The sequence below is a fragment of the Glycomyces sp. NRRL B-16210 genome, assembly GCF_000719515.1.
GTDB lineage: Bacteria > Actinomycetota > Actinomycetes > Mycobacteriales > Micromonosporaceae > Glycomyces.
This window is the reverse complement of sequence record NZ_JOGR01000017.1, coordinates 20,043-40,359: the sequence shown is the minus strand read 5'-3', so window position 1 is coordinate 40,359 and position 20,317 is coordinate 20,043. Positions and strand designations below refer to the sequence as shown.

Genomic DNA, 20,317 nt, shown 5'->3' with positions numbered 1-20,317 from the left:
GGCCTTTTCTCGTGCTTCGGCTATTCGGTGAGGAAGATGAAGTAGCCGATCGAGGCGAGCATGAGGACCCACGCGATGGGGTGCACCTCGCGCCAGCGGCCCTTGGCGGCCATCATGATCGGGAAGAACACCAGGCCGAGGGCGATGCCGTTCGAGATCGAGTAGGTCAGCGGCATCGCGGCGACGATGAGGAACGCCGGGATCGCGTATTCGAGCTTCGGCCATTCGATCTCGCCGAGGGCCTTGGCCATGAGCACGCCGACGACGATGAGCGCGGGCGCGGTCACCGCCGGGTTGTTGGCGACCAGGCCGAACACCGGGAAGGCCACGAGCGAGACGAGGAACCAGAAACCCGTCGTCACCGCCGTCAGGCCGGTCCGGCCGCCGACGGAGACGCCCGCGGTCGACTCAATGTAGGCGGTGGTGGTCGAGGTGCCGAGCACCGCGCCCGCCGAGGTCGCGATCGAGTCGGTGGCGAGGGCGCGCCCGGCGCGCGGGAGCTTGTCGTCCTTGACCAGGCCGGCCTGCCCGGCGACGGCGAACAGCGTCCCGGCCGTGTCGAAGAAGTCCACGAACAGCATGGTCAGGATGACCGCGATCATGTGGACGGTGAAGGCGTCCTCGATGCCGGTGAAGGCCGCGCCGGCCGCGTCGAGGTTCGGCGTGAAGCCCTCGGCGAGCTCGAGGTCGATGACGCCGGTGGCGATGCCGAGGCCCAGCGTGGCGAGCATCCCGTAGAAGACGCCGCCCTTCCAGCCCATGACCATGAACACCGCGGTGACGACGAGGCCGAAGACGGCGAGCAGGACCGTGCCGTCGGTGAAGTCGCCGATCGTGACCAAGGTGGCCTCGGAGCCGACGACGATGCCTGCGTTCTTGAGGCCGATGAAGGCGATGAAGAGGCCGATGCCCGCCCCCACCGCGAGTTTCAACTGCGCGGGGATGGCGTTGATGATGTACTCGCGCGCGCCGGTGACGGCGAGGATGAAGAACAGGATGCCCGAGACGAGCGTCCCGGTCAGCGCGGTCTGCCACGGGATCCCGAGGGTGAGGACCACGGTGAAGGCGAAGAACGCGTTCAGGCCCATGCCGGGGGCGGTGGCGATCGGGTACTTCGCCCACAGGCCCATGATCAGGCAGCCGAGGGCCGAGGCGAGGGCGGTGGCGGTGAAGATCGCGCCGGGATCGGGGGCGCGGCCGTCGGCGATCGCGGCGAGCGGGGCGGTGGGGTCGAGCGCCTCGGAAAGGCCGAAGCTGAGGATGCCCGGGTTGACCGCGAGGATGTAGGCCATCGCGAGGAACGTGGTCGTCCCCGCGAGGATCTCGCGCTTCCAGTTGGTCTTGTTCTCGGTCATGCCGAAGTACTGGTCGATGCGCCCGGGCCGGGGCGAATCGGTGGACGCGGGTGTGGCTTCAGTGGCCATGTGGCGGGCACTCCTGTGCGGGCGCAGATGGGTGCCGGGCAGCGGGCACCTCGGGGAACAGGGTATTCGTTCAGTCGCTGAACCTGCGGGTAATTTACCGGGTCCACCACCGAAAAGAAAGCGCGCGGGCCTTGCGAGTGTGAGTTTTACGCGGCCGATATGACGCGGAAAACAGCGATGCCCCGGAGCCAAGGGGGGGACGGCTCCGGGGCATCGAATGAGGGTCGAGCCCCCGGTGGCAGGATTCCGGGGGCTCGACAAGGACCGCACCGTCAAGCAGCGGGCGGTAGTCCACGTCCAGGCTCGGCGCTCGCGCCGGGCCTCCTGCCTTGAGACAACTGCTAAACGCGGCGGTGTCGCATACGGTTGCATAACAGTTCAATCACGGAACCGAACGTGTCCAAGGTGTTCCACGCGGCCGGTCCCGCGGGGCCCGCACGGGCCGCGCGGACCCGTGCGGCGTGCGCCGCCCGCTTCGATCCGTGACCGCCCGGATGGAATGCTGATCCCATGCCGCGAGAGCTTGAACTCAGATACGACGCCGCACCCGGCGCCTGGCACGACGGCCTGCCGATCGGCAACGGCCGCGTCGGCGCGATGCTGTGGGACGGCAGGATCGACCTCAACGAGGACGGCTTCTGGTCCGGGAACGGCTCCTGGAAGGTCCCCGAAGGCGTCGAGGGCGTCGCCGCCGAGGCCGCCGAACTGGTGCGGCGCGGCGAGCACGCCGCCGCCGACCGGCTCCTGACGAGGCTCCAGGGCGCGAACACCGAGGCCTACCAGCCGGCCGGGTCGCTCGTGGCGACCCACGGGGACGACGCGGCCGAGGAGCGGCGGGCGCTGGACCTGCGCGACGGCGTGGCGACGGTGGCGCGCGGGCGCGTTCGCCAGGAGGCGTTCGCCTCGGCGGCGTTCGGCGTCATCGCCGTGCGGTGGACCGCGGACGAGCCGTTCGACCTCGACCTGGTCTTCGAGTGGCCGCACGAGCGCGGCACGACCCTCGCCGACTACGACGACCTGAGCTTCACCGGGTACGCGCCGCTGAGCGTCGCCGGCGGCGTCCCCGACTACTCCTCGGTGGACGGCGTGCGCGGGCTCGGGCTCAACGCGCAACTGCGCTGCGACGGGGACCTGACCCCGCGAAGCGGCGGGCACCGCTTCACCGGGTGCCGCAATGTCGAGGTCTACGTTGGCCTGCGCTCGGGCGAGGACCGCAACGCGGCGCTGGAGGTCGCGCGCCGCGAGGCCCGCCAGGCCGCGGCGAACGGCTGGAAGACGCTGCTCGCCGACCACGTCGAGGCCCACCGGGAGGTCATGGACCGGGTCGGGCTCGACCTGGGGCAGCGGGACCGCGCCGGCGAGTCGACCGCCGACCGGCTGCACCGCCGCGCCTCGGGCGAGGCCGACGAGGGCCTGGCGGTGCTCGCCTTCCAGTACGGGCGCTACCTCCTGGCCGCCTCCTCGCGGCCGGGCACGCAGGCCGCGCACCTCCAGGGCATCTGGAACCGCGAGGTCACCCCGCCGTGGAACTGCGACTACACGACCAACATCAACACCGAGATGAACTACTGGCCCGCCGAGACCTGCGGGCTCCCGGAGTTCCACGAGCCCCTGTTCGACCTGATCGAGGACCTCTCGCGGACCGGCGAGGCGACCGCGCGGCGCCTCTACGGCGCGGGCGGTTGGTGCTGCCACCACAACACCGACCACTGGCGGCTGACCACGCCGGTGGAGGGCCGGTCCTGCTGGGCGGCCTGGCCGATGGGCGGCCTGTGGCTGGCGATGCACCTCGCCGAGCACTGGCGGTTCGGCCGCGACGAGGAGTTCCTGGCCGACCGGCTCCCGATCGCCCTGGGGGCGGCCCGGTTCGCGTACGACCGGCTCACCGAGGGCCGGGACGGCACGCTCGTGACGAGCCCGGCGACGAGCCCGGAGAACGAGTTCACCACGCCCGAAGGGCCTTCGGCGGTGGACGAGACCACGGGGATGGACACCGCGCTCGTCCGCGAGCTGTTCGCGTTCGTCCTCGAAGCGGCCGACGTGGTCGCCGAGACCCTCCACGGCGAGGACCTCCAGCTCGTCGAGGGCGTCAAGGAGGCGCTGCCGCGCCTGGCCGCGCCGAAGATCGGCGCCGACGGGCGGCTGCTCGAATGGGCCGAGGAGCGCGAGGAGGCCGAGCCGCACCACCGGCACGTCTCGCACCTGTACGGGGTCTACCCCGGCGACTCGCTCGCCGACGAGCCCGAGCTGCTCGAAGCGGCCCGCAAGAGCCTGGAGGCGCGCGGCGACGCGGGCACCGGCTGGTCCCTGGCGTGGAAGACCGCCCTGTGGGCGCGCCTGGGCGACGGCGACCGGGCGCACCGGCTGCTCGGGGAGTTCCTGACCCCGGTCGGCTTCCGCGGGGCCGACGCCGAGTACGCCGACGGCGGGGTCTACGCGTCGCTGCTGTGCGCGCACCCGCCGTTCCAGATCGACGGGAACTTCGGGACCACCGCGGCCGTGGCGGAGATGCTGGTGCAGTCGCACCGCACCCGCGGCGGCGTGCCGGTGATCGAGCTGCTGCCCGCGCTGCCGGCCGCCTGGCCCGACGGGGAGGTCACGGGCCTGCGGGCCCGCGGCGGCGTCACCGTCGAGCGGCTGCGCTGGAGCGGGGGGAAGGTCACTCACGTGATACTCACCTCCACGGTGGACACCGCGGTGCACGTGGAGGCCGGCGGGGCCGACCTGGGCCGCACCGAGCTGACCGCGGGCCGATCCTGGACCCCCGAGGTCGGCGAATAGCCAAGGCGCACAAGGGAGCGGCCGGAGTCCGAGAGGACTCCGGCCGCTTTGGCATGAAGGCGACGGCACTACTGGAGGCGACCGGCCGGGCCGCGGCCGGCGCCGTTCAGCAGGTGGTCGCCGCCGTGGTCCCACCCACGGTGATCCCGCAGACGGACCACTGGAGTGCCCCGGTGGCGTCGGCGTTCACCAGCGAGACCCCGCTCCCGGGGCCTACCGGCTCGGTCGGGCCGGGAATCGAGTTGTCGCATTCGAACTCCGTGCTGGAGGCCGCGACGGCGACGCCGCAGACCTGCCACTTGGCGAAGTTCCGCAGGTCGATGTTCGCGACCGCCGGCATGCCGCCGAAGTCCCCGGGAGACTCCGGGACGGCCATGCCGCCGGCGGCGAGTTCGTCCTCCGACGGCGAGCCGAGGACCGTGCCGCACGCGGTCGCGGTGAGCGGGCCGAGGTCGTCGGCTTCGCACACGACCGGCAGCACCGAGTCGTGATCGGTCTCCACGTCGGCGATGGTCAGCCAGTCGGGAGTCGACGCCGAGGCGGCCGTGCCCGAGAGCGCCGCCGCTGCAGCGGCGGCTGCGGCCGTAGCCGCGACCATGGTGGTGTTGCGCATGTTCCTCTACCTCTCTCGACCGAACCGGGGAATGCGGACGACTTAGAAGTCGCCCTGGTCGTCGCCCTTGCCGGGGTTGCCGCCGTTGCCGTTCTGCTCGCCGACGTGGTCGTAGTTCAGGCACTGCTGGTTGAGCGACGGCGCGACGCCGACGTTCTGGCCGCAGATCTGCCAGTGGGCCGCGCTGGAGGCGTCCAGGTTCGCGAGCGACACGTCGCCGGCGTTGATGCCCGACTGGGGACCGGAGCCGATGTGGTCGCGGTTGTCGCAGACCTGGTTGAACGAGGTCGTGAGCACGTTCTGGCCGCAGATCTGCCAGTGCGCGGCGCTGGAGGCGTCGATGTTGACGAGGCTGACCGGGCCGGCCCAGACGCCCGAGTTCTGGGCCATGGCGGGAGCGGCGGCGCCGAGCGCGGCGACCGCACCAGCGGCGACGGCTGCGACAGTGAGGACCTTGCGCATGTCTTTTCCTTTCGAGTTGGGTGGGGCGGGCCCGGGTCCGGGCCCGCCCCGGGTCGATTACTCGGCCGCTTTGGTCACGTGGTCGTAGTTCAGGCACTGCTGGTCGAGCGACGGCGCGACGCCGACGTTCTGGCCGCAGATCTGCCAGTGCGCGGCGTCCGAGATGTCCAGGTTCGCGAGCGACACGTCGCCGGCCTGGATGCCCGACTGGGGACCGGAGCCGATGTGGTCGCGGTTGTCGCAGACCTGCCCGAAGGACTGGGTGAGCACGTTCTGGCCGCAGATCTGCCAGTGGGCCGCGCTCGAGGCGTCGACGTTCACCAGGCTGACCGGGCCGGCCCAGACGCCCGAGCTCTGGGCCATGGCGGTTCCGGCGGCGCCGAGGGCGGCGACCGCTCCAGCGGCGGCGGCTGCGACGGTGAGAGCCTTGCGCATCTTCTTGTTCCCCGTTTCTGTGTGGATTCTCTGGTCTTCCGCGGGAGGGACGGTCCGGTGCGGACCGCCCTCCCCGGAGGTCTTAGTTGTTCAGGTGGTCGGTGTTGTCGCAGATCTGGTTGAGCGACGGCGCGACGCCGACGTTCTGGCCGCAGATCTGCCAGTGGGCGGCGCTCGAGATGTCGAGGTTCGCGGCCGAGACGTCGCCGGCGTCGATGCCGGACTGCGGGCCCGGGCCGATGTGGTCGCGGTTGTCGCAGACCTGGCCGAAGGACGTGGTCAGCACGTTCTGGCCGCAGATCTGCCAGTGCGCGGCGCTGGAGGCGTCGATGTTGACGAGGCTGACCGGGCCGGCCGAGACGCCGGAGCTGTTGCCGGCCATGGCGGGGGACGCGATGCCCGCGGCAGCGGCGGCGGCGACGGCGGCGACAGTGAGAACCTTGCGCATGAGTTGCGGTTTCCTTCTGGGTTGTGCGCCCGTTGAGCCGGGCGGCTTGCATGGATTCCCCGCCTCTGTCGAGGCGGCGGTGGCGCCTGACCGCGCGCCGGCGTCCCGGGCAGCGCCGAATCGTGCTCTCGCATGGGATTCGGTGCCGGGCCGGAGGGAGTTTCGAAGGCGGACTTCAAGCTCCCCGCGCCGACGCGCGGAGGCGCTAGTCTGGGGCGACGGACAGCTCGGCGGCGCGGTCCAACGGCCGCCCCAATTCCCCGATCACCGTGCGGGAGAGTGACACCTCTTCCCCCCCGGTGGACGGGGAGACGCAGACAGCGTTGTGGCCGCTGTCGACGCTGATACCGGCGGTCGAGCCAGTGGCTCCACCGGGGATGATCTTCAGGTCGGGCAGGACGGGGGCGCCTGAGCCCCACGGCCTGGCCGCGGTGCGCGGCACGCCGCGCACGTCCTCGACCTCGGACTGGTCGGTCCCCCGCTCTGGAGCCGCGGAGCACTCGAAGGCGGCGGCCGGCCGGCCGCTGGACGCTCCGTGGAGCGTCGCCGCCACCTCGTTGGAGACGGACTTCGCTGCAAGCGAGGTGAGGCTCGGCTGTCCTGCGTCGCCGGCGAGGACGCTCCCGGGCGTCGCCGCATCGCCGAAGCGCAGGCCATCGGTCACCAGTCGCGCCAGTGCGTCGACCTCATCGGTCGCGGGCGCGACAGTCTCGTAGACACCGGACACCGCGGCGGCGGGAGCGTCCGCAAGGGACGTCGTTCCCTTGATCAGGGATCCCACCAGCGGCGCCACTACTTCAGCGGCGTCGTCTCCGACAGACTCGTCGTTCAAGTCGAGCAACCCGGGTCCGGCGCCGCTCGGCAGCATGTCGCGTACGGCGGCGTCCGTCTCGTGCATCAGCGATCCCACCGGTTCGGTCAGGCCCGACACCAGCCCGGTGACCTCCTCCTGCGCCGCCGGCGTCCGATGTCCCTGCTGGTTGTGCGGGACCAGCCGCGCGGCCAGGCGCGACATGTCGGAGACCTCTGCGGCGAGGGGGTCGGTCATCGGGGCAAGGCCCTGCGATGCGGCGGATTCGTCTGACGCGGAGGCGGCCGACGCCATCGCGAAGGCTCCCAAGAGCAGGGAGCCGAATGCGGTGAGCGCGGCGCCGAGGAGGAACCGGAGCACGCTGAAGCGGCGAGTGTCCTCGCTGCCTCCTGCGATGCGTCCCATCGTCTCCCCCGTCGACCCGATTCCTGAGTGCGAGCGGTCTCGCCGCTCGCAATTAGAAGAACGAAACCGAACCGAGAGGGGATACGGGGTGAATCAGATTTTCTCGCCGAAAATAGGGCGAGTGCGACTCACGGCTTCCCCTTGCTCACGCAGGGCAGCCGTTTACACACTGTTTACAAGGCATCAACGAGCGAGAAATTGGCCCTTGGGAACGTGGCGGCACAGCTTCGGGCTCGCCCCCGGGCCGGAGGCTGGACCGCGTCACCGCATGAAGGGCTCCCACCTGATGGCAATCAAGGCCGAGTACATCTGGATCGACGGCACCGAGCCGACGGCCAAGCTGCGTTCCAAGACCAAGATCCTCGGCGCCGGCGAGGAGCCGCCGATCTGGGGCTTCGACGGCTCCAGCACGAACCAGGCCGAGGGGCACTCCTCCGACTGCGTGCTGCGCCCGGTCAAGACCGTGCCCGACCCCATCCGCGGCGGCGACTCGATCCTGGTCCTGTGCGAGGTGCTCGACACCGACTTCACCCCCCACCCGACCAACACCCGCGCCAAGACCGCCGAGGTCGCCGAGAAGTACGCCGGCCAGGAGTCCTGGTTCGGCATCGAGCAGGAGTACACCTTCATGGTGGGCTCGCGCCCGCTCGGCTTCCCCGAGGGCGGCTACCCCGCGCCCCAGGGCGGCTACTACTGCGGCGTGGGCGCCGACGAGATCTTCGGGCGCGACATCGTCGAGAAGCACCTCGACAACTGCCTGACCGCCGGGCTGCCGATCTCGGGGATCAACGCCGAGGTCATGCCCGGCCAGTGGGAGTTCCAGGTCGGACCGGCCTCGGCGCTGGAGGTCTCGGACTCGCTGTGGCTGGCGCGCTGGCTGCTGTACCGCACCGCCGAGGACTTCGGGGTGGCCGCGACGATCGAGCCGAAGCCGGCCAAGGGCGACTGGAACGGCGCCGGGTGCCACACCAACTTCTCCACCAAGGCGATGCGCGAGGACTACGAGCCGATCATCGCCGCGTGCGAGGCGCTGGGCGAGAAGGCCGAGGAGCACGTCAAGAGCTACGGCGACGGCATCGCCGACCGCCTGACCGGCGCGCACGAGACGGCCCACTACACCCAGTTCTCCTACGGCGTCTCCAACCGCGGGGCCTCGATCCGCATCCCGTGGCAGGTCGAGAAGGACAAGAAGGGCTACCTGGAGGACCGCCGCCCCAACGCGAACATGGACCCCTACGTCGTCACCGGCCTCATCGTCAACACCGTCTGCGAAGCCCTCGAAAAGAAGGGCCTCGTCTAAGCGGTGTCCTGAGGACTCCGCGACCTGGAACGGAACGGAGAGGGGCCCTCGCGCATCAGCGCGAGGGCCCCTCTCCGCGTGTCCGGAGATCAGTCGGGTAGAGGTCAGTCGGGTAGAGGTCAGTCGGGTACCCGGACGCCGAGCGCGGCCACCCGCCGCAGCAGCGCCTCCCGGGAGAACCGCTCGGCGATGACCTGCCGGGCCAGCGCCGCCTGCGCCTCGTAGGCCGCGTCGTCCTCGGCGAGCGCCCGCACGGTGGCGGCGACCTCCCCCGGTTCGCAGTAGCGGGCGGCGCGTCCGAACAGCGGCTCGAACCGGCGGTCCATGACCACCGGGATCCCCGCGGCCATCGCCTCCAGGGGCGCTATGCCGAACGCCTCGCGCCCTTCGGCGGCGATGAAGTAGACGTAGACGTCGATCGTGCCGAGGAACTCCTTGGCGCTCATGGAGCCGAAGGGGTGCTCGACCCAGTTGCCGGGGAGTCCGCCCAGGAGGCGGCGGGGCGCGTCGGCGCCGCCGAGGACGTGGATCGCGAACCGGTCGTCGTCGGGGTAGCACTCGCGCAGCCGCTCGGGGGAGGTCGGCCATTTGAGCTCGTGGTCGCGGGAGTGGCGGCCGATGCGGATCGGGCCGTCGCCGCGGGGGCGTTCGGCCGGGAGCGCCCAGCGCCGCGCGTCGAGGCACTCGTACCAGTGCTCGGCGGCGAGGTCGAGCGCGGCGGCCTCCTCGGCGTGGTACTCGTCGAGGGCCTCTCTGACCATGGGGCCCACGGTGAACCAGGTGTGGTCGCCGACCCACTCGCGCATGTTGCGGTGCGCGGTGCGCAGGTCCCAGGCCGGTTCGACGCCGCCTTCGGGCCCGTAGTACTTGAAGGGCGTCTGGTTGGCCAGGACCACGGTCGTCGCCGCGTGGATCTCGGGGCGGTCGTCGAGGGGCGTGAGCACCACGGTGGGCAGTCGCACGATCATGAGGTCGCAGGAGACCCTGTCGTGCGCGTTGAGGAGGACCACCCGGTCGCCGTCGACGAGCCGTTCGATCTTGCGGTTGACGGGGCGGGAGACGTCCCAGCGGTAGACGGGGTGGTGCAGGAGGCCGACGGTCAGCCCCGCCTCCCGGTAGGCGGCGATCTCCTCGGCGTTGGCCGTGGTGTTGCCGCCGGGGAGCGCGAAGTGGGAGACGAGGACGATGTCGAATCGGAGCCGGCGTCCGGCGTTCCTCGCGGCGGCCCGGTCCCGCTGCCACTCCAGGAGTGCCGATCCGGTCGCGATGCGGTGGGCCGGGGACTCCTCGGGCGAGGCGATGACCTTCTTCATGTCGGCCGTCGCCTTGCGGGAGAAGCCGACCCGCAGGCGGGCGCGGGACTGGGACAGCCGGCGCCGCTGGGCCTCGTCGAGGCCGTCGGTCTTCGGGTCGCGGGCGCTCACGTGGCGACCGCTTCGCGGTCGGCCCCGACGCCGAGGCGCCGGACGCGCTCCAGGAGGACCTCTCGGGAGAAGTCGGCGCGCACGCGGGCGAGGGCGAGGTCCGACTGGCGGCGGTAGGCCTCGGGATCGGCGGCGAGGCCGCGGAGCAGGTCGGCGACCTCGGACGGCTCGCAGTACAGGGCGCCGTCGCCGTAGAGCGGCCGGAAGCTGCTGGGCAGGACGCAGGGCAGGCCGACGGCCATGGCCTCCAGGGGGGTCCTGCCGAAGGCCTCCTGCCCGGCGTCGGCGATGAAGAAGACCAGGAAGTCGACGCTGTGGAGGAAGTCCCTGGGGGACATCGACCCGAACTTGTGGACCACCCAGTTGCGCGGCAGGGTGCCGAGGAGCTTGCGGGCCATCCGGGCCCCGCCGAGCACGTGGATCTCGAAGGCGTCGTCGTCGGGGTAGCAGGCGAGCAGGTCCTCGGTGGTCTCGGGCCACTTGCGCACGTGGTCGCGGGCGTGGCGGCCGATCCGGATGGGGCCGCCGTGCGGGCGCTGGGCGTCCCTGCGCCACGCGTCGGGGTCGACGATGCCGAACCAGTAGTCGTCGGCGAGGTCGATCCCGTCGAGCTCGCCCTCGTGGTCGGCGGCGAAGGCGTCCCGCACCACCGGGCCCTGGGCGTACCAGGTGTGGTCGCCGAGCCAGGCGCGGAGGTTCTCGTGGACGGTCCGGACGTCCCAGGTGAGCACCCGTCCCTGCTCGGGGCCGTAGTACTCGTAGGGCGGCTGGTTGACCACCAGGACGGTGCGTCCGGCGGTGAGGTCGGGGAGGTCCTCCATGGTCCGCATCATGATCCGCGGGAAGCGGACGATGGCGAGGTCGCAGCGGACGGTGTCGTGCGGGGAGAGGACGACCACGCGCTCGTCGTCGACCAGCCCCGCGATCTTGGGGTTGAGCGGGCGGTCCAGCGGCCAGTCGTGGACGCGGTGGTGCAGGAGGCCGACGGTGAGGCCGGCCGCGCGGAACGCCTCGATCTCCTCGGCGTTCGAGGAGGTGGTCCCGCCGGGCATGGAGAAGTTGGAGACCAGGACGACGTCGAGGTCGAGGTCCCTGCGGCGCAGGTGGCGCTGGTGGTCGTCGTCGTACCAGTCGGTGAGGACGCGCAGGGCCTCGATCCGGGCGGCCGCCGGGCGGGCGGGGTCCTCGGCGAGGGCGGTGAGCGCGGCCGACGCCGAGGCGGACCAGCCGCCGTGGAGCCGGGAGCGCCAGAGGTCGATCTCCTCGCGCAGTCCGGGCGCCAGGGCCTCGCCGCCGCGGCTGGGGCGGACGAGGGCGAGGGCGCGTCGCTTGGCCTTTCCGGCCAGGCGCCTCGCGGCGGCCTTCTTGCCGCGCAGGAGCCGGCGCGGGAGCCGCTTGAGGCCGGCGGGGCCGGTCTTGGCGGCGGCGCGCAGCCGCCGCAGTTCGTCGGCGCGCCGGTCGATGAAGGAGGGGCCGTCCATGACCGTCACGGTCCCGGTCGCGCCGCCGGTCAGAAGGTCGACGGCGATGGCCTCGTCCATGGCCACGAGCGCGGCCCCGGGGACCGCGGCGGGGTCGACCCAGTCCACGCCCTCGGCGGCGGCGAACTCGATCGCCTCGGCCGAGACGATCAGGTGCTTCTCCTCCAAGGAGGCCAGGCTCGCGACGTGGGCGAGGGCGACGGGCAGGCCGCGTCGGCGGTCTTTGGCGACGGCGGCGCGCATCGTGCGCTGGAGCGGGCCGTCGTAGCGCCAGTCGCCGACGTAGACGCGTTCGGGGGCCGGCGGGCGCTCGCCGTGGCGCACGAGCTGCCGGGGGGCGGGGAAGGGCCGGGTACCGGTCGCCTCGGCGGGCATCCGCGGCCCGGTCTCCTTGCGCTGGATGCGGCGGTGCCAGTTGGTGAAGGCGGATTCGTAGACAGCGCGCAGCGGGTGCAGCCACCCTTCGCCGACCTCGCCGCCGGAGAGCGAGCCGGGGCGCTGGCGCACGATGGTGTGGTGGGTCTGGTCGAGGTGCCACCGCCGGGAGCCGACGGTCTTCTGGATCCGCAGCCGCAGCTCGGTGTCGGCGCCTTTGAGGACGGCGTCGAAGCCGCCGAACCGCTCGCGGACGAGCGCCGCTCGGAACATCATGGACGTCGAGCGCGGTTCGCTGAAGCGCTTGCGGGGCGCGGTGACCAGGCACAGGTCGGCGGTGGCGCGGATGCCGCGCGACTGCGTCATGACCAGGTCCGGTTCGGCGAGCAGCGGGGCCGCCTGCTGTTCGAGCCACCTGGGGTGGGCCCAGTCGTCGGAGTCGATGCCGGTGACGAACTCCCCCGAGGCGGCGGCGAGCCCTTCGTTGCGGGCGCGGTAGGTGCCGCCGCTGGAGGGTCGGCGCAGGACCGTGATCCGGGGGTCGTCCGGCAGCGCCGCGAGCAGCGCCTTCGACTCGGGCTCGGTCGTGCCGTCGTCGATGAGGAGGAGCTCCCAGGCGCTCCAGGTCTGGGCGGTCACCGAGCGGACGGCCGTCAGGAGTTCGGGCCCGGGGTCGCGGCAGGTCATGAGGACCGAGACGAGCGGGCCGTCCGTGACCGAGGAGGCGGGCGCGGTGCCGCGGAGCCGGTCGAGCAGCGGCAGCGACTCGTCGGGGTCGAGTTCGACGTCGTTCCAGCCCGCGAAGTCGTTGAACGCGGGCAGGAACGTCTCGGGTTTGCCGCCGTGGCACGGGTGGGCGAGTTCGGCGCGGAGCGCGGCCCGCACCGGCGGGTCGAGGTCGAGCCGGCCGATCGCGTCGCGGTCGGAGGGGTCGCGGAGCAGGATCAGCTGCGCGTGGAGCGAGCGGTGGCGCGCGGGGACCGCCGCCGGGCCGCCCATGGCTTCGGCGAGCCGGTAGAGGCCGAGGGCCCGGGAGAGGTCGGCCTCGTCCCGGGGCCGGCACGCGAGGGTCTCGGCGAGGTCGCGGAGCGCTTCGGGGCGGGCGGTCTCCGGCAGTTCCCCCAGGGGGATGGCCGCTTCGAGCACCCGCGCCGGATCGGCCGGGTTGACCCGCGCGGCCAGCGCGTGGCGTCCGAGGTCGGAGCCGCTTCGCACGGCGGCCTGGACGAGGGCGGCGGGGTCGGCGCTGCGGAGGCGGTCGCCGTGTTCGCCGAGGAATGCGGCGAGACGCCGTCGCGGGTCGGGCTCGGTGGTCGACCGGGAGTGCGGTGCGCCCTTACGCAGCTTTTCCAACATGAATGGTGAGTGGCCTCTATCGGTGGTGTCTGACGGGCGCGCGGCACACTGGGGCTGTGGTTGAACGCGGGGTGAACAGCAGCGGGCGCCCGGGTCGCCCATTCTATCCTCCCCGCGCCGGTGCGGCGGGTCCGTACGTCGCCGGGCGGGACGCGACCGGCTCGTTATCATGGTGCCTTGATGAACGGCCATGCTCCCGCCACAGCCTCCCGGTTCGCCCGCAACGACCACCCCTCCGTCCCCCGGCCCGGGCTCGGCTCGTGGACGCCTTCGGCGACGGTGTCGGTGGTGGTCCCCGCCTACAGCGGCCAGGACAAGCTCGATCTGCTGCTCGCGGCGCTCGCGGCGCAGACGTACCCGGAAGCGCTGATGGACGTCGTCGTGCTCGACGACGGGAGCGAGCCTCCGCTGCGGCTCCCCGACCTGCGGCCCGCCCGCACCCGGCTCGTGCGCGCCGAGGAAGGCCGCTGGGGCATCGCCTCGGCGGTCGCGGCCGCGATCGACGCCGCGGAGGGCGAGGTCGTCCTGCGGCTCGACGCGGACCTCGTCCCGGCCCGCGGGCATGTGGAGGCGCACGCCCGGTGGCATGCGGCGGCCGACTACCTCGTGGTGGTCGGGAAGCTCGCGTTCGCCGACGTCGCGGCCGGCGACCTCGAGGCCGCCCGCGTCCGCGAGGCGGTGGCGGCCGGTCGGGCGCGCGCGCTCTTCGGCGACGCCGTCGCCTCGGACCGCTGGCAGATCGGCCTGGTCCGCGATTCGGGCGGCGAGGTGGTGGACGAGCTGCGGGCGTTCACGATCGCGAACGGCGCGACGATCTCCTTCACCAGGTCCCTGTACCGCGATTGCGGCGGCATCGACACCGCGATGCCGCTGGGCAGCGACACGGAGCTGGGGTACCGGCTCGCGCAGGCGGGGGCCCTGTTCGTCCCCGACCCCGAGGCCGAGGTCTGGCATCTGGGGGTCTCGCAGATGAACGCCGACCGCAACGCCGGGAAGCGGTTCCGCCATCCCTACCTCGCCAACCGGGTGCCTTCGCTGCGGTACCTGCGCTGGCAGACGGGCAGGACCTGGGCCGTGCCGTACGTCGAGGTCCTCGTCGAGGTCGGCGGCGCCTCGCTGGAGGCGGTGCGGTCCACGGTCGGCTCGGTCCTCGGCGGTTCGCTCGGCGACGCCGCGGTCGCGCTCGTGGGCCCTTGGAGCGCGCTGGACCGGGCCGAGCGGGTCGCGCCGCTGGCGGACGCGCTCCTGGACCTGCGGCTCGTGCGGGAGTCGTTCGACGGGGACGCCCGGGTGCGGTTCCTGGAGTCGGCGCCCGCTTCGGCCGCGCCGGCGCCGTTCCGGTTGACGCTGCCGCCGGGCGCGGCCTTCCGCTACGACGGGCTGGAGCGCCTCGTCGGTTTCGCCGACGCTGAGCGCGCCGGGCGCGTCAGGGTCGGCCTGGCGGGCCCGGAGGGACCGGGAGTCGCGGTCCTCGACCGGACCGCCGCGCTCGCGCGCGCCGAGCGGTGCCGGGCCGAGGGCGAGGCCCCTGATGCGGTCCTCGACGCGGTGTGGGGGGTCCGGTCGGTCGACGGCGACGCGTGGTTCGCGGTCGCGGAGGCCGAACCGCTGCGGCGGCTGCGGATGGAGCGCGGGCGCGAGGTCACGGCGCGCCTGGCGGCCGAGCTGCGGCTCAAGCGGCGCATCGCGGCCCTGACGCGCAGGCCCCGGCGGTTGTCGCCGAAGCTGCGCAAGGGCGCGCGGAAGATCAGGTCCGGGCTGCGCCGCCTACGCGGACACCGCTGAGTCCCAGAGGGTGTCGGGGAAGGCCTCGGCGATGCGCTTGATGTCGTCGGCGTCGTCGCGGAGGCGGTGGACGCCGACGTTGCCGAGGGAGTCGGCGGGCCGGTACTCGCCTTCCCGCTCCACGATGGTGTCGACGTCGAGGCCCAGTTCGGCGCCGAGTTCGCGGCGGTACGACGCCGAGGTGACGAAGTCCTCGAACCCGGCCATGACGACCCGCTCTGGGTGGGCGAGTTCGGCGACCGCCTGTTCGAACGCCTCCAGGGACCGCTTGTAGTGGTTGATGAAGCGCTCGCTCGGCAGCGCGAGGCGGCCGGCCTCGACCATGCGGGAGGCGTAGACGTCCCGCATGTCCCTGGTGACGACGACGACCTTGCCGCCCGGGAAGTGGTCGATCCGGTCGATGAGCCTGGCGTTGATGCCGTTGCTGAAGACGCTGACGCGCGGTTCGCGGTCGGGGAGGTTGGCGACGGCGGACAGGAAGCGGCCGAACCCGGCCGCGGTCTGGCCCCCGCGGTAGGCCTCCAGCAGGTCGGCGACCGCCGCGGCGAGCTTGCGCCCGTTGTGCGCGTCGGTGCCCACCGCTTGGACGAGGGCCTTGGAGGCGCACGAGCGCGGGTTGCCGCCGGTGCTGCCGGAGAAGCCGATGACGTCGCGTTCGATCGCCATCACGAGCGCGTCCCACACCTGCTCGGGTTCGTCGGAGCGGGTGATGGTGCGGAACTCGGAGCTGCGGAAGAAGGTGGTCTCGGCGTCCCCGAACGGTTCGCTGGCCCGTTCGCACTGCCGGTAGTAGTCGAAGAGCGCTCCCGAACCGGTCCATCCGAACCCCGCGAAGAACACCTGCGTGCCGCCTTCGACGAAGGCCGGGCGCTCCTGCGGGCCGGGCGCCGGGGCCTTGTCCCGGGCGAGGAGACGCCGCAGGAAGCCCTCGCGCATCGGGGGCTCCTCGGGCGCTTCGGGACGCGACGCGGCGGCGACCGCCAGGCAGATGTCGGTGATCGCCTGCCGCTGCTCGGCGGTGTACTCGCTCAGTTCGAGCGCGGCGGCGATGTCGCCGATCCGGGGCGCGGGGGCCTGCGGGTCGCGGGCCGCGTCGAAGAACCTGGCGCCGAGGCGGTGCGAGAGGTAGAGGTTCTCGATCTGGGTGAGGGCCTCGAGCTCCTTCTCGTAGCGGCGCTCCTCGAGTCCCTGCCGCTTGGCGGCGTAGAGCTTCATCCGCGCGTTGGCGTAGGCGCCGAGGAACCGGTAGCAGACGGCCATGTGGTACTGGATGAGCTTGTGGTGGCTCGAGGTGTGGTCCGGGAGGGTCTGCTCCCACAGGGGCAGGGCCTCGTCGTAGCGGCCGAGCTCCATCTTGATGCGGGCGCGGTAGAAGTCGTGCTCCGGCTCGTGCGCGCGGGCCGAGAGCTCGACGGTGCGGGCCTCGAGCGAGAGGAGGCGCTGGCGCCGCGCGTAGAGTCCGGCCTCGCCCTTCTCCTTCGGGACCGTCCCGTAGATCCGCCCGATCTCCTGGTCGAGCGCCTCACGGATCGGCTGGAACGGATCGGTCTGCGCGGCCATCGTCAACTCCTCACAGTGACATGAACTGGAGTCATGATTCCATACTGGCCGCCGTGCGCCGCCGTCACCGGCGGGTACGTCGATTCCCGGCCGTCTCGGCGACGGCGTCGACCTTCACGCCGAGCCCTTGTACCCGGCGCAGCAGCGCCTCGTGGGAGAAGTGCCGGTCCACGAAGTCCAGCGCCCTGCGCGACTGCTCGGCGTAGGCCTCGGGGTCCTCGACCAGGCCCTTGACGACCACGGCGACCTCCTCGGGCTCGCAGTAGACCGCCGCGGTCCCGAACAGTGGCTCGAACCGCCGGTCCATGACGCACGGCAGGCCGACGGCCATGGCCTCCAGCGGCGCGCGCCCGAACGCCTCGGCGCCGTCCGCGGAGATGAAGTAGACCATCACGTCGAGCCCGTGGAGGAACTCCCTGGACTCGACGGAGTTGAACGGGTAGTCGACCCAGTTGGCCGGCAGCCCGCCCATGATCTCCCGGGCGGCGTCGACCCCGCCGAGCACGCGGATCTCGAACCCGTCGCCCTCGGGATAGCACTGCTTGAGCGAGAGCGGGTCGTTCGGCCACTTCAGGAGGCTGTCGCGCGAGTGGCGGCCGATCCTGATCGGGCCCTCCCCCGCGCGGCGCCCCTCGCGGCGCCACTCGACGGTGTCGATGGACTCGAACCAGAAGTCGTCCGCGAACGCGACCTCGCCGATCTCGTCGGCGTGGTGCTCCCTGAGCGCGTCGCCGACGACCGGGCCGATCGTGTACCAGGTGTGGGGGCCGAGCCAGGAGTGCAGGTTCTCCACCACGGTGCGCACGTCCCAGATGACCTCGACGCCGCCGTACTCGCCGTAGTAGGAGTAGGGGGTCTGGTTGACGACCAGGACCTTCTCGGCGGCCTCGATCTCGGGGGCGTCGTCGAGCAGCCGCATGCCGACCCCGGGGAACCGGACGATGAGCAGGTCGCAGCGCACCCGGTCGTGGTAGCCGATGAGGACCACCCGCTCGCCGTCGACCAGGTCGGTGATCTTGTCGTCGATCGTGCGCGAGACGTTCCAGCGGAACACCGGGTAGTTCAGCAGCCCGACCTTCAGGCCGGCGGCGCGGTAGGCGCGGATCTCCTCCGCGTTCGCCGAAGTCGTGCCGCCGGGCAGCCCGAAGAAGGAGGCGATCACGATGTCGAACTCGTGGTCGGTCCCGCTCGAACGCCACTCGGCCTCGCGTTCGTGGAAGTCCAGCAGGATCTCGGCGGTGGCGAGCCGGTAGGCGGGCGAGGCCTTCCCCGACACCACCGTGCCCCGCATCAGCGGCAGCGCGGTGGCCGAGAACCCGTTCCACAGCCTGGCCTTCCAGTTCCCGAGGGTCCGCGCCTCGCTCTCGGTCAACCGCGGCGCCCGGGCGACCGCCGGGCGCCTGCCCGACGAGCGGACCTGCCCGAGGCGGCGGTAGACCTGCGCCAGCAGCAGGATCGCCACCGCGGCCTCGAGCACCAGGACCGCGGCCAGCAGCGGCACGCCGAGCTCACCGGGGAGGAGGTGGACGCAGGCGGCCACAGCGGCGGCGAACGCCAGAGCGAACCCCAGCCGAGTCCGGGTCCTGGTTCGCCCCAAGAGCTTTCGGAGACGCTGGAACATGCTCAACCTTTCAATGGAACGGCGTCGGACGAGACGGCGCCGCCGGTGGTCAGCGCCACCTGAGTGCTCGGATCTTGATCTGCCGGGCCGTCTCGACCCCGGTCCCGGCCCCGAAGACGCTTCCGAAGGCGATCAGAGCGAGTCCGGCCTCCTCACCGCCGCCGACGGCGAGCCCGCCGACCAGCGCCGCGAGCGCAACGGCCGCGGAGGCGGCGAGAAGGCGCCGGCCCGCGCGGGTCAGCACCACCGGGCGGGCGGGCGCGGTCGCAGTCTCGGGCGCGGCCTCGGCGGCCCGGACCGGCAGGGCGGTCTCGACGGCCGCGGTCGCCGAGTCGTGGTCGAGGTCGGGGTACTCGATCCGCGCCGCGTCGCGGGTCGGCCCGTCGGTGCAGCGCACCCACGCCGCCTGGACGGCGGCGGCGTCGACGAAGGACCAGCCGTGGCGCTCGGCGTGCCGGAGCACCTCGGCGCTCATGGGCTCGCGTTCGGCCGAGAGCGCGTCGAGCCGCGAGTAATGCGCCAGCGCCACGGTCGCGCCGGTCTCCTCCGCGGCCGCTTCCAGCAGCGCGCGCTGTTCGGGGCCCTCGAAGCGCCAATCGCCGATCAGGAGGAGGTCGAACCGTTCGGGCGGGCGGGCACCGACGCGGATGGGGTCGGGCGCGAAGAACCGGCGCGGGCCGGACTCGTCGACGAACGCGTCGCCGGCGCGGTCCTCGATCGTCTTGTGCCACTGCCGGAACGCCGACTCGTACGCGTACCGGTCGGGGCTGAGCCAGCCTTCGCCGATCTCGCTCTTCGACAGGGAACGGTCGTGTTTGCGCACGATGGTGTGGCGTCCGGGGACGGCCTTGACGGCGGCCTCGCCGAAGTGGCTGATCACGCGGAAGCGGAACTCGGAGTCGGCGGCCTTGCGGGTCGCGTCGAAGTAGCCGATGTGCGGGAAGACCTCGGAGCGCCGGTACATGACCGAGGTCGAGCGGACCTCGGTCTGGCGGCTGCCCGGGGAGAGCACCGTCCGCAGCTCACCGGTGGCCCGGATGCCCTCGGAGCAGGTCATGACGGTGCCCTTGTTCTCGGTCAGCGGCGCGACCTGGAGTTCGAGCCAGCGCGGATGCGCCCAGTCGTCGGAGTCCAGACCGGTGACGAACACGCCCGTGACGTGGCGCAGCGCGAGGTTCCGCGCGGTGTAGGTCCCGCCGTTCTCGCTCCGGCGCAGCAGGCGCACGCGCGGGTCGACCGCCGCGGCCGCGTCCAGGAACGGGTCGAACTCGGCGCCGGAGGAGTCGTCGACGATGAGCAGTTCCCAGTTCTGCCAGGTCTGCGCCTGGACGGAGCGGACGGCGGTGAGCAGTTCGGGTCCGGGGCGGTGGCAGGACATGACCACGGAGATGCGCTGGCCGCCGCGGACGGGGACCTGGCCGCGGAACTCCAGGCGGTCGAGCAGCGGGCCCTCGCGGTCGGCGAGGACGAGTTCGAGGTCGTCCTCCCAGCCGGCGAGTCGTCTGAAGCGGCGCAGGAACTCCTCGGGATCGCCGCCCTCGGCGGGGTGGGCGAGGTCGGCTTCGACCGCTCTGCGGACGGTCTTCTCGATCCCGGTGCCGGCATTGAGCGCGCTGGCGATCCGGTGCCGTTCGCCGAGGTGGAGCAGCAGTTCGACGTGCATCGCCTGGTGGCGCGGGGGCGCTGCGAAGCCGTGCTCGGCGAGGAGGTCGTAGAGGGCGAGGGCGCGGCGCCGGTGCCAGTCCTGGAGCGGCTGGGTCCCAAGGACCAGCGCCAGGCAGGCGCCGGCGGCGGGATCGGCGAGGTGCGCCGCGAGCGGGGCGAGGTCCGCTTCGGCGTCGAGGGCGCGTTCGAAGTCGGTCGCGAACGCCCGCGAGGCGAGCATGAGCCGCGCCGCGCGGGACCGCTCGCCGATGGCCTTGACCGTGAGCGCGTCGAGCGACGCGGCGGCGGCGAGGCCGGGGAGTCCGGCGGGCAGCGGGGCCCCGGAGTGTTCGAGTGTGCGCAAGGCATTCATGGGAATCAGTACTTATCTA

General features: G+C 72.3%; 14 protein-coding genes. 3 read left to right on the top strand and 11 right to left on the bottom strand.

The features are described from left to right. Positions 1-20 precede the first annotated feature (20 nt). Positions 21-1,373 (bottom strand): NCS2 family permease, encoded by a 1,353-nt coding sequence (locus tag IF12_RS0121530; protein ID WP_030162205.1) that lies wholly within the window; start codon positions 1,371-1,373, stop codon positions 21-23. 561 nt (positions 1,374-1,934) lie between these two features. Between IF12_RS0121530 and IF12_RS0121525 the strand changes: the two genes are divergently transcribed. Beyond that, on the top strand, positions 1,935-4,205 hold the full coding sequence (locus IF12_RS0121525; RefSeq protein ID WP_051704735.1) for a glycoside hydrolase N-terminal domain-containing protein: 2,271 nt from the start codon (positions 1,935-1,937) through the stop codon (positions 4,203-4,205). Positions 4,206-4,311: 106 nt separating this feature from the next. Here the strand turns inward: IF12_RS0121525 and IF12_RS0121520 are convergent, their stop codons facing one another. From IF12_RS0121520 to IF12_RS0121500, 5 genes are all read right to left on the bottom strand, one after another. Next, positions 4,312-4,818, bottom strand: a complete 507-nt coding sequence (locus tag IF12_RS0121520) for a hypothetical protein (RefSeq protein ID WP_030162201.1) — start codon at positions 4,816-4,818, stop codon at positions 4,312-4,314. 42 nt (positions 4,819-4,860) lie between these two features. Further along, the gene (locus IF12_RS0121515; RefSeq protein WP_030162199.1) at positions 4,861-5,280 is read right to left on the bottom strand and encodes a hypothetical protein; all 420 of its coding nucleotides are present in this window, start codon (positions 5,278-5,280) and stop codon (positions 4,861-4,863) included. Between the two features lie 57 nt (positions 5,281-5,337). Then, a complete protein-coding gene (locus IF12_RS0121510) occupies positions 5,338-5,715 on the bottom strand; it encodes a hypothetical protein (RefSeq protein WP_030162196.1) in 378 nt (125 codons plus the stop codon). An 82-nt stretch (positions 5,716-5,797) separates the two neighbouring features. Next, positions 5,798-6,163: a hypothetical protein gene (locus tag IF12_RS0121505; RefSeq protein WP_030162194.1), complete on the bottom strand. Its 366-nt coding sequence runs from the start codon at positions 6,161-6,163 to the stop codon at positions 5,798-5,800. Between the two features lie 205 nt (positions 6,164-6,368). Further along, entirely contained in the window at positions 6,369-7,379 is a 1,011-nt protein-coding gene (locus IF12_RS0121500) for a hypothetical protein (protein ID WP_030162191.1), read from the bottom strand. A 286-nt stretch (positions 7,380-7,665) separates the two neighbouring features. On the opposite strand from IF12_RS0121500, the gene glnII reads away from it, so the two are divergent. Further along, the gene (glnII, locus tag IF12_RS0121495; RefSeq protein WP_030162189.1) at positions 7,666-8,679 is read left to right on the top strand and encodes a glutamine synthetase; all 1,014 of its coding nucleotides are present in this window, start codon (positions 7,666-7,668) and stop codon (positions 8,677-8,679) included. Positions 8,680-8,798: 119 nt separating this feature from the next. Here glnII and IF12_RS0121490 read toward each other — a convergent pair whose 3' ends face one another. Together IF12_RS0121490 and IF12_RS24500 are read right to left on the bottom strand one after the other, a co-directional pair. Further along, entirely contained in the window at positions 8,799-10,103 is a 1,305-nt protein-coding gene (locus IF12_RS0121490; protein ID WP_051704734.1) for a glycosyltransferase, read from the bottom strand. After that, positions 10,100-13,315, bottom strand: coding sequence for a glycosyltransferase (locus IF12_RS24500; RefSeq protein WP_051704733.1), 3,216 nt, complete (start codon positions 13,313-13,315; stop codon positions 10,100-10,102). Before IF12_RS24500 ends, IF12_RS0121490 begins: the two co-directional genes overlap by 4 nt. Positions 13,316-13,495: 180 nt before the next feature. On the opposite strand from IF12_RS24500, the gene IF12_RS0121480 reads away from it, so the two are divergent. After that, positions 13,496-15,100: a glycosyltransferase family 2 protein gene (locus tag IF12_RS0121480; RefSeq protein ID WP_051704732.1), complete on the top strand. Its 1,605-nt coding sequence runs from the start codon at positions 13,496-13,498 to the stop codon at positions 15,098-15,100. Here the strand turns inward: IF12_RS0121480 and IF12_RS0121475 are convergent. The 3 genes from IF12_RS0121475 to IF12_RS24495 all read right to left on the bottom strand — a co-directional run bounded on the left by IF12_RS0121475 (position 15,083) and on the right by IF12_RS24495 (position 20,289). Beyond that, the gene (locus IF12_RS0121475) at positions 15,083-16,660 is read right to left on the bottom strand and encodes a hypothetical protein (protein ID WP_133884447.1); all 1,578 of its coding nucleotides are present in this window, start codon (positions 16,658-16,660) and stop codon (positions 15,083-15,085) included. The genes IF12_RS0121480 and IF12_RS0121475 overlap by 18 nt on opposite strands. A gap of 64 nt (positions 16,661-16,724) precedes the next feature. Beyond that, positions 16,725-18,281 (bottom strand): glycosyltransferase, encoded by a 1,557-nt coding sequence (locus tag IF12_RS0121470; protein WP_133884448.1) that lies wholly within the window; start codon positions 18,279-18,281, stop codon positions 16,725-16,727. A gap of 49 nt (positions 18,282-18,330) precedes the next feature. Next, on the bottom strand, positions 18,331-20,289 hold the full coding sequence (locus tag IF12_RS24495) for a glycosyltransferase family 2 protein (RefSeq protein WP_166659632.1): 1,959 nt from the start codon (positions 20,287-20,289) through the stop codon (positions 18,331-18,333). Between the last annotated feature and the right edge of the window lie 28 nt (positions 20,290-20,317).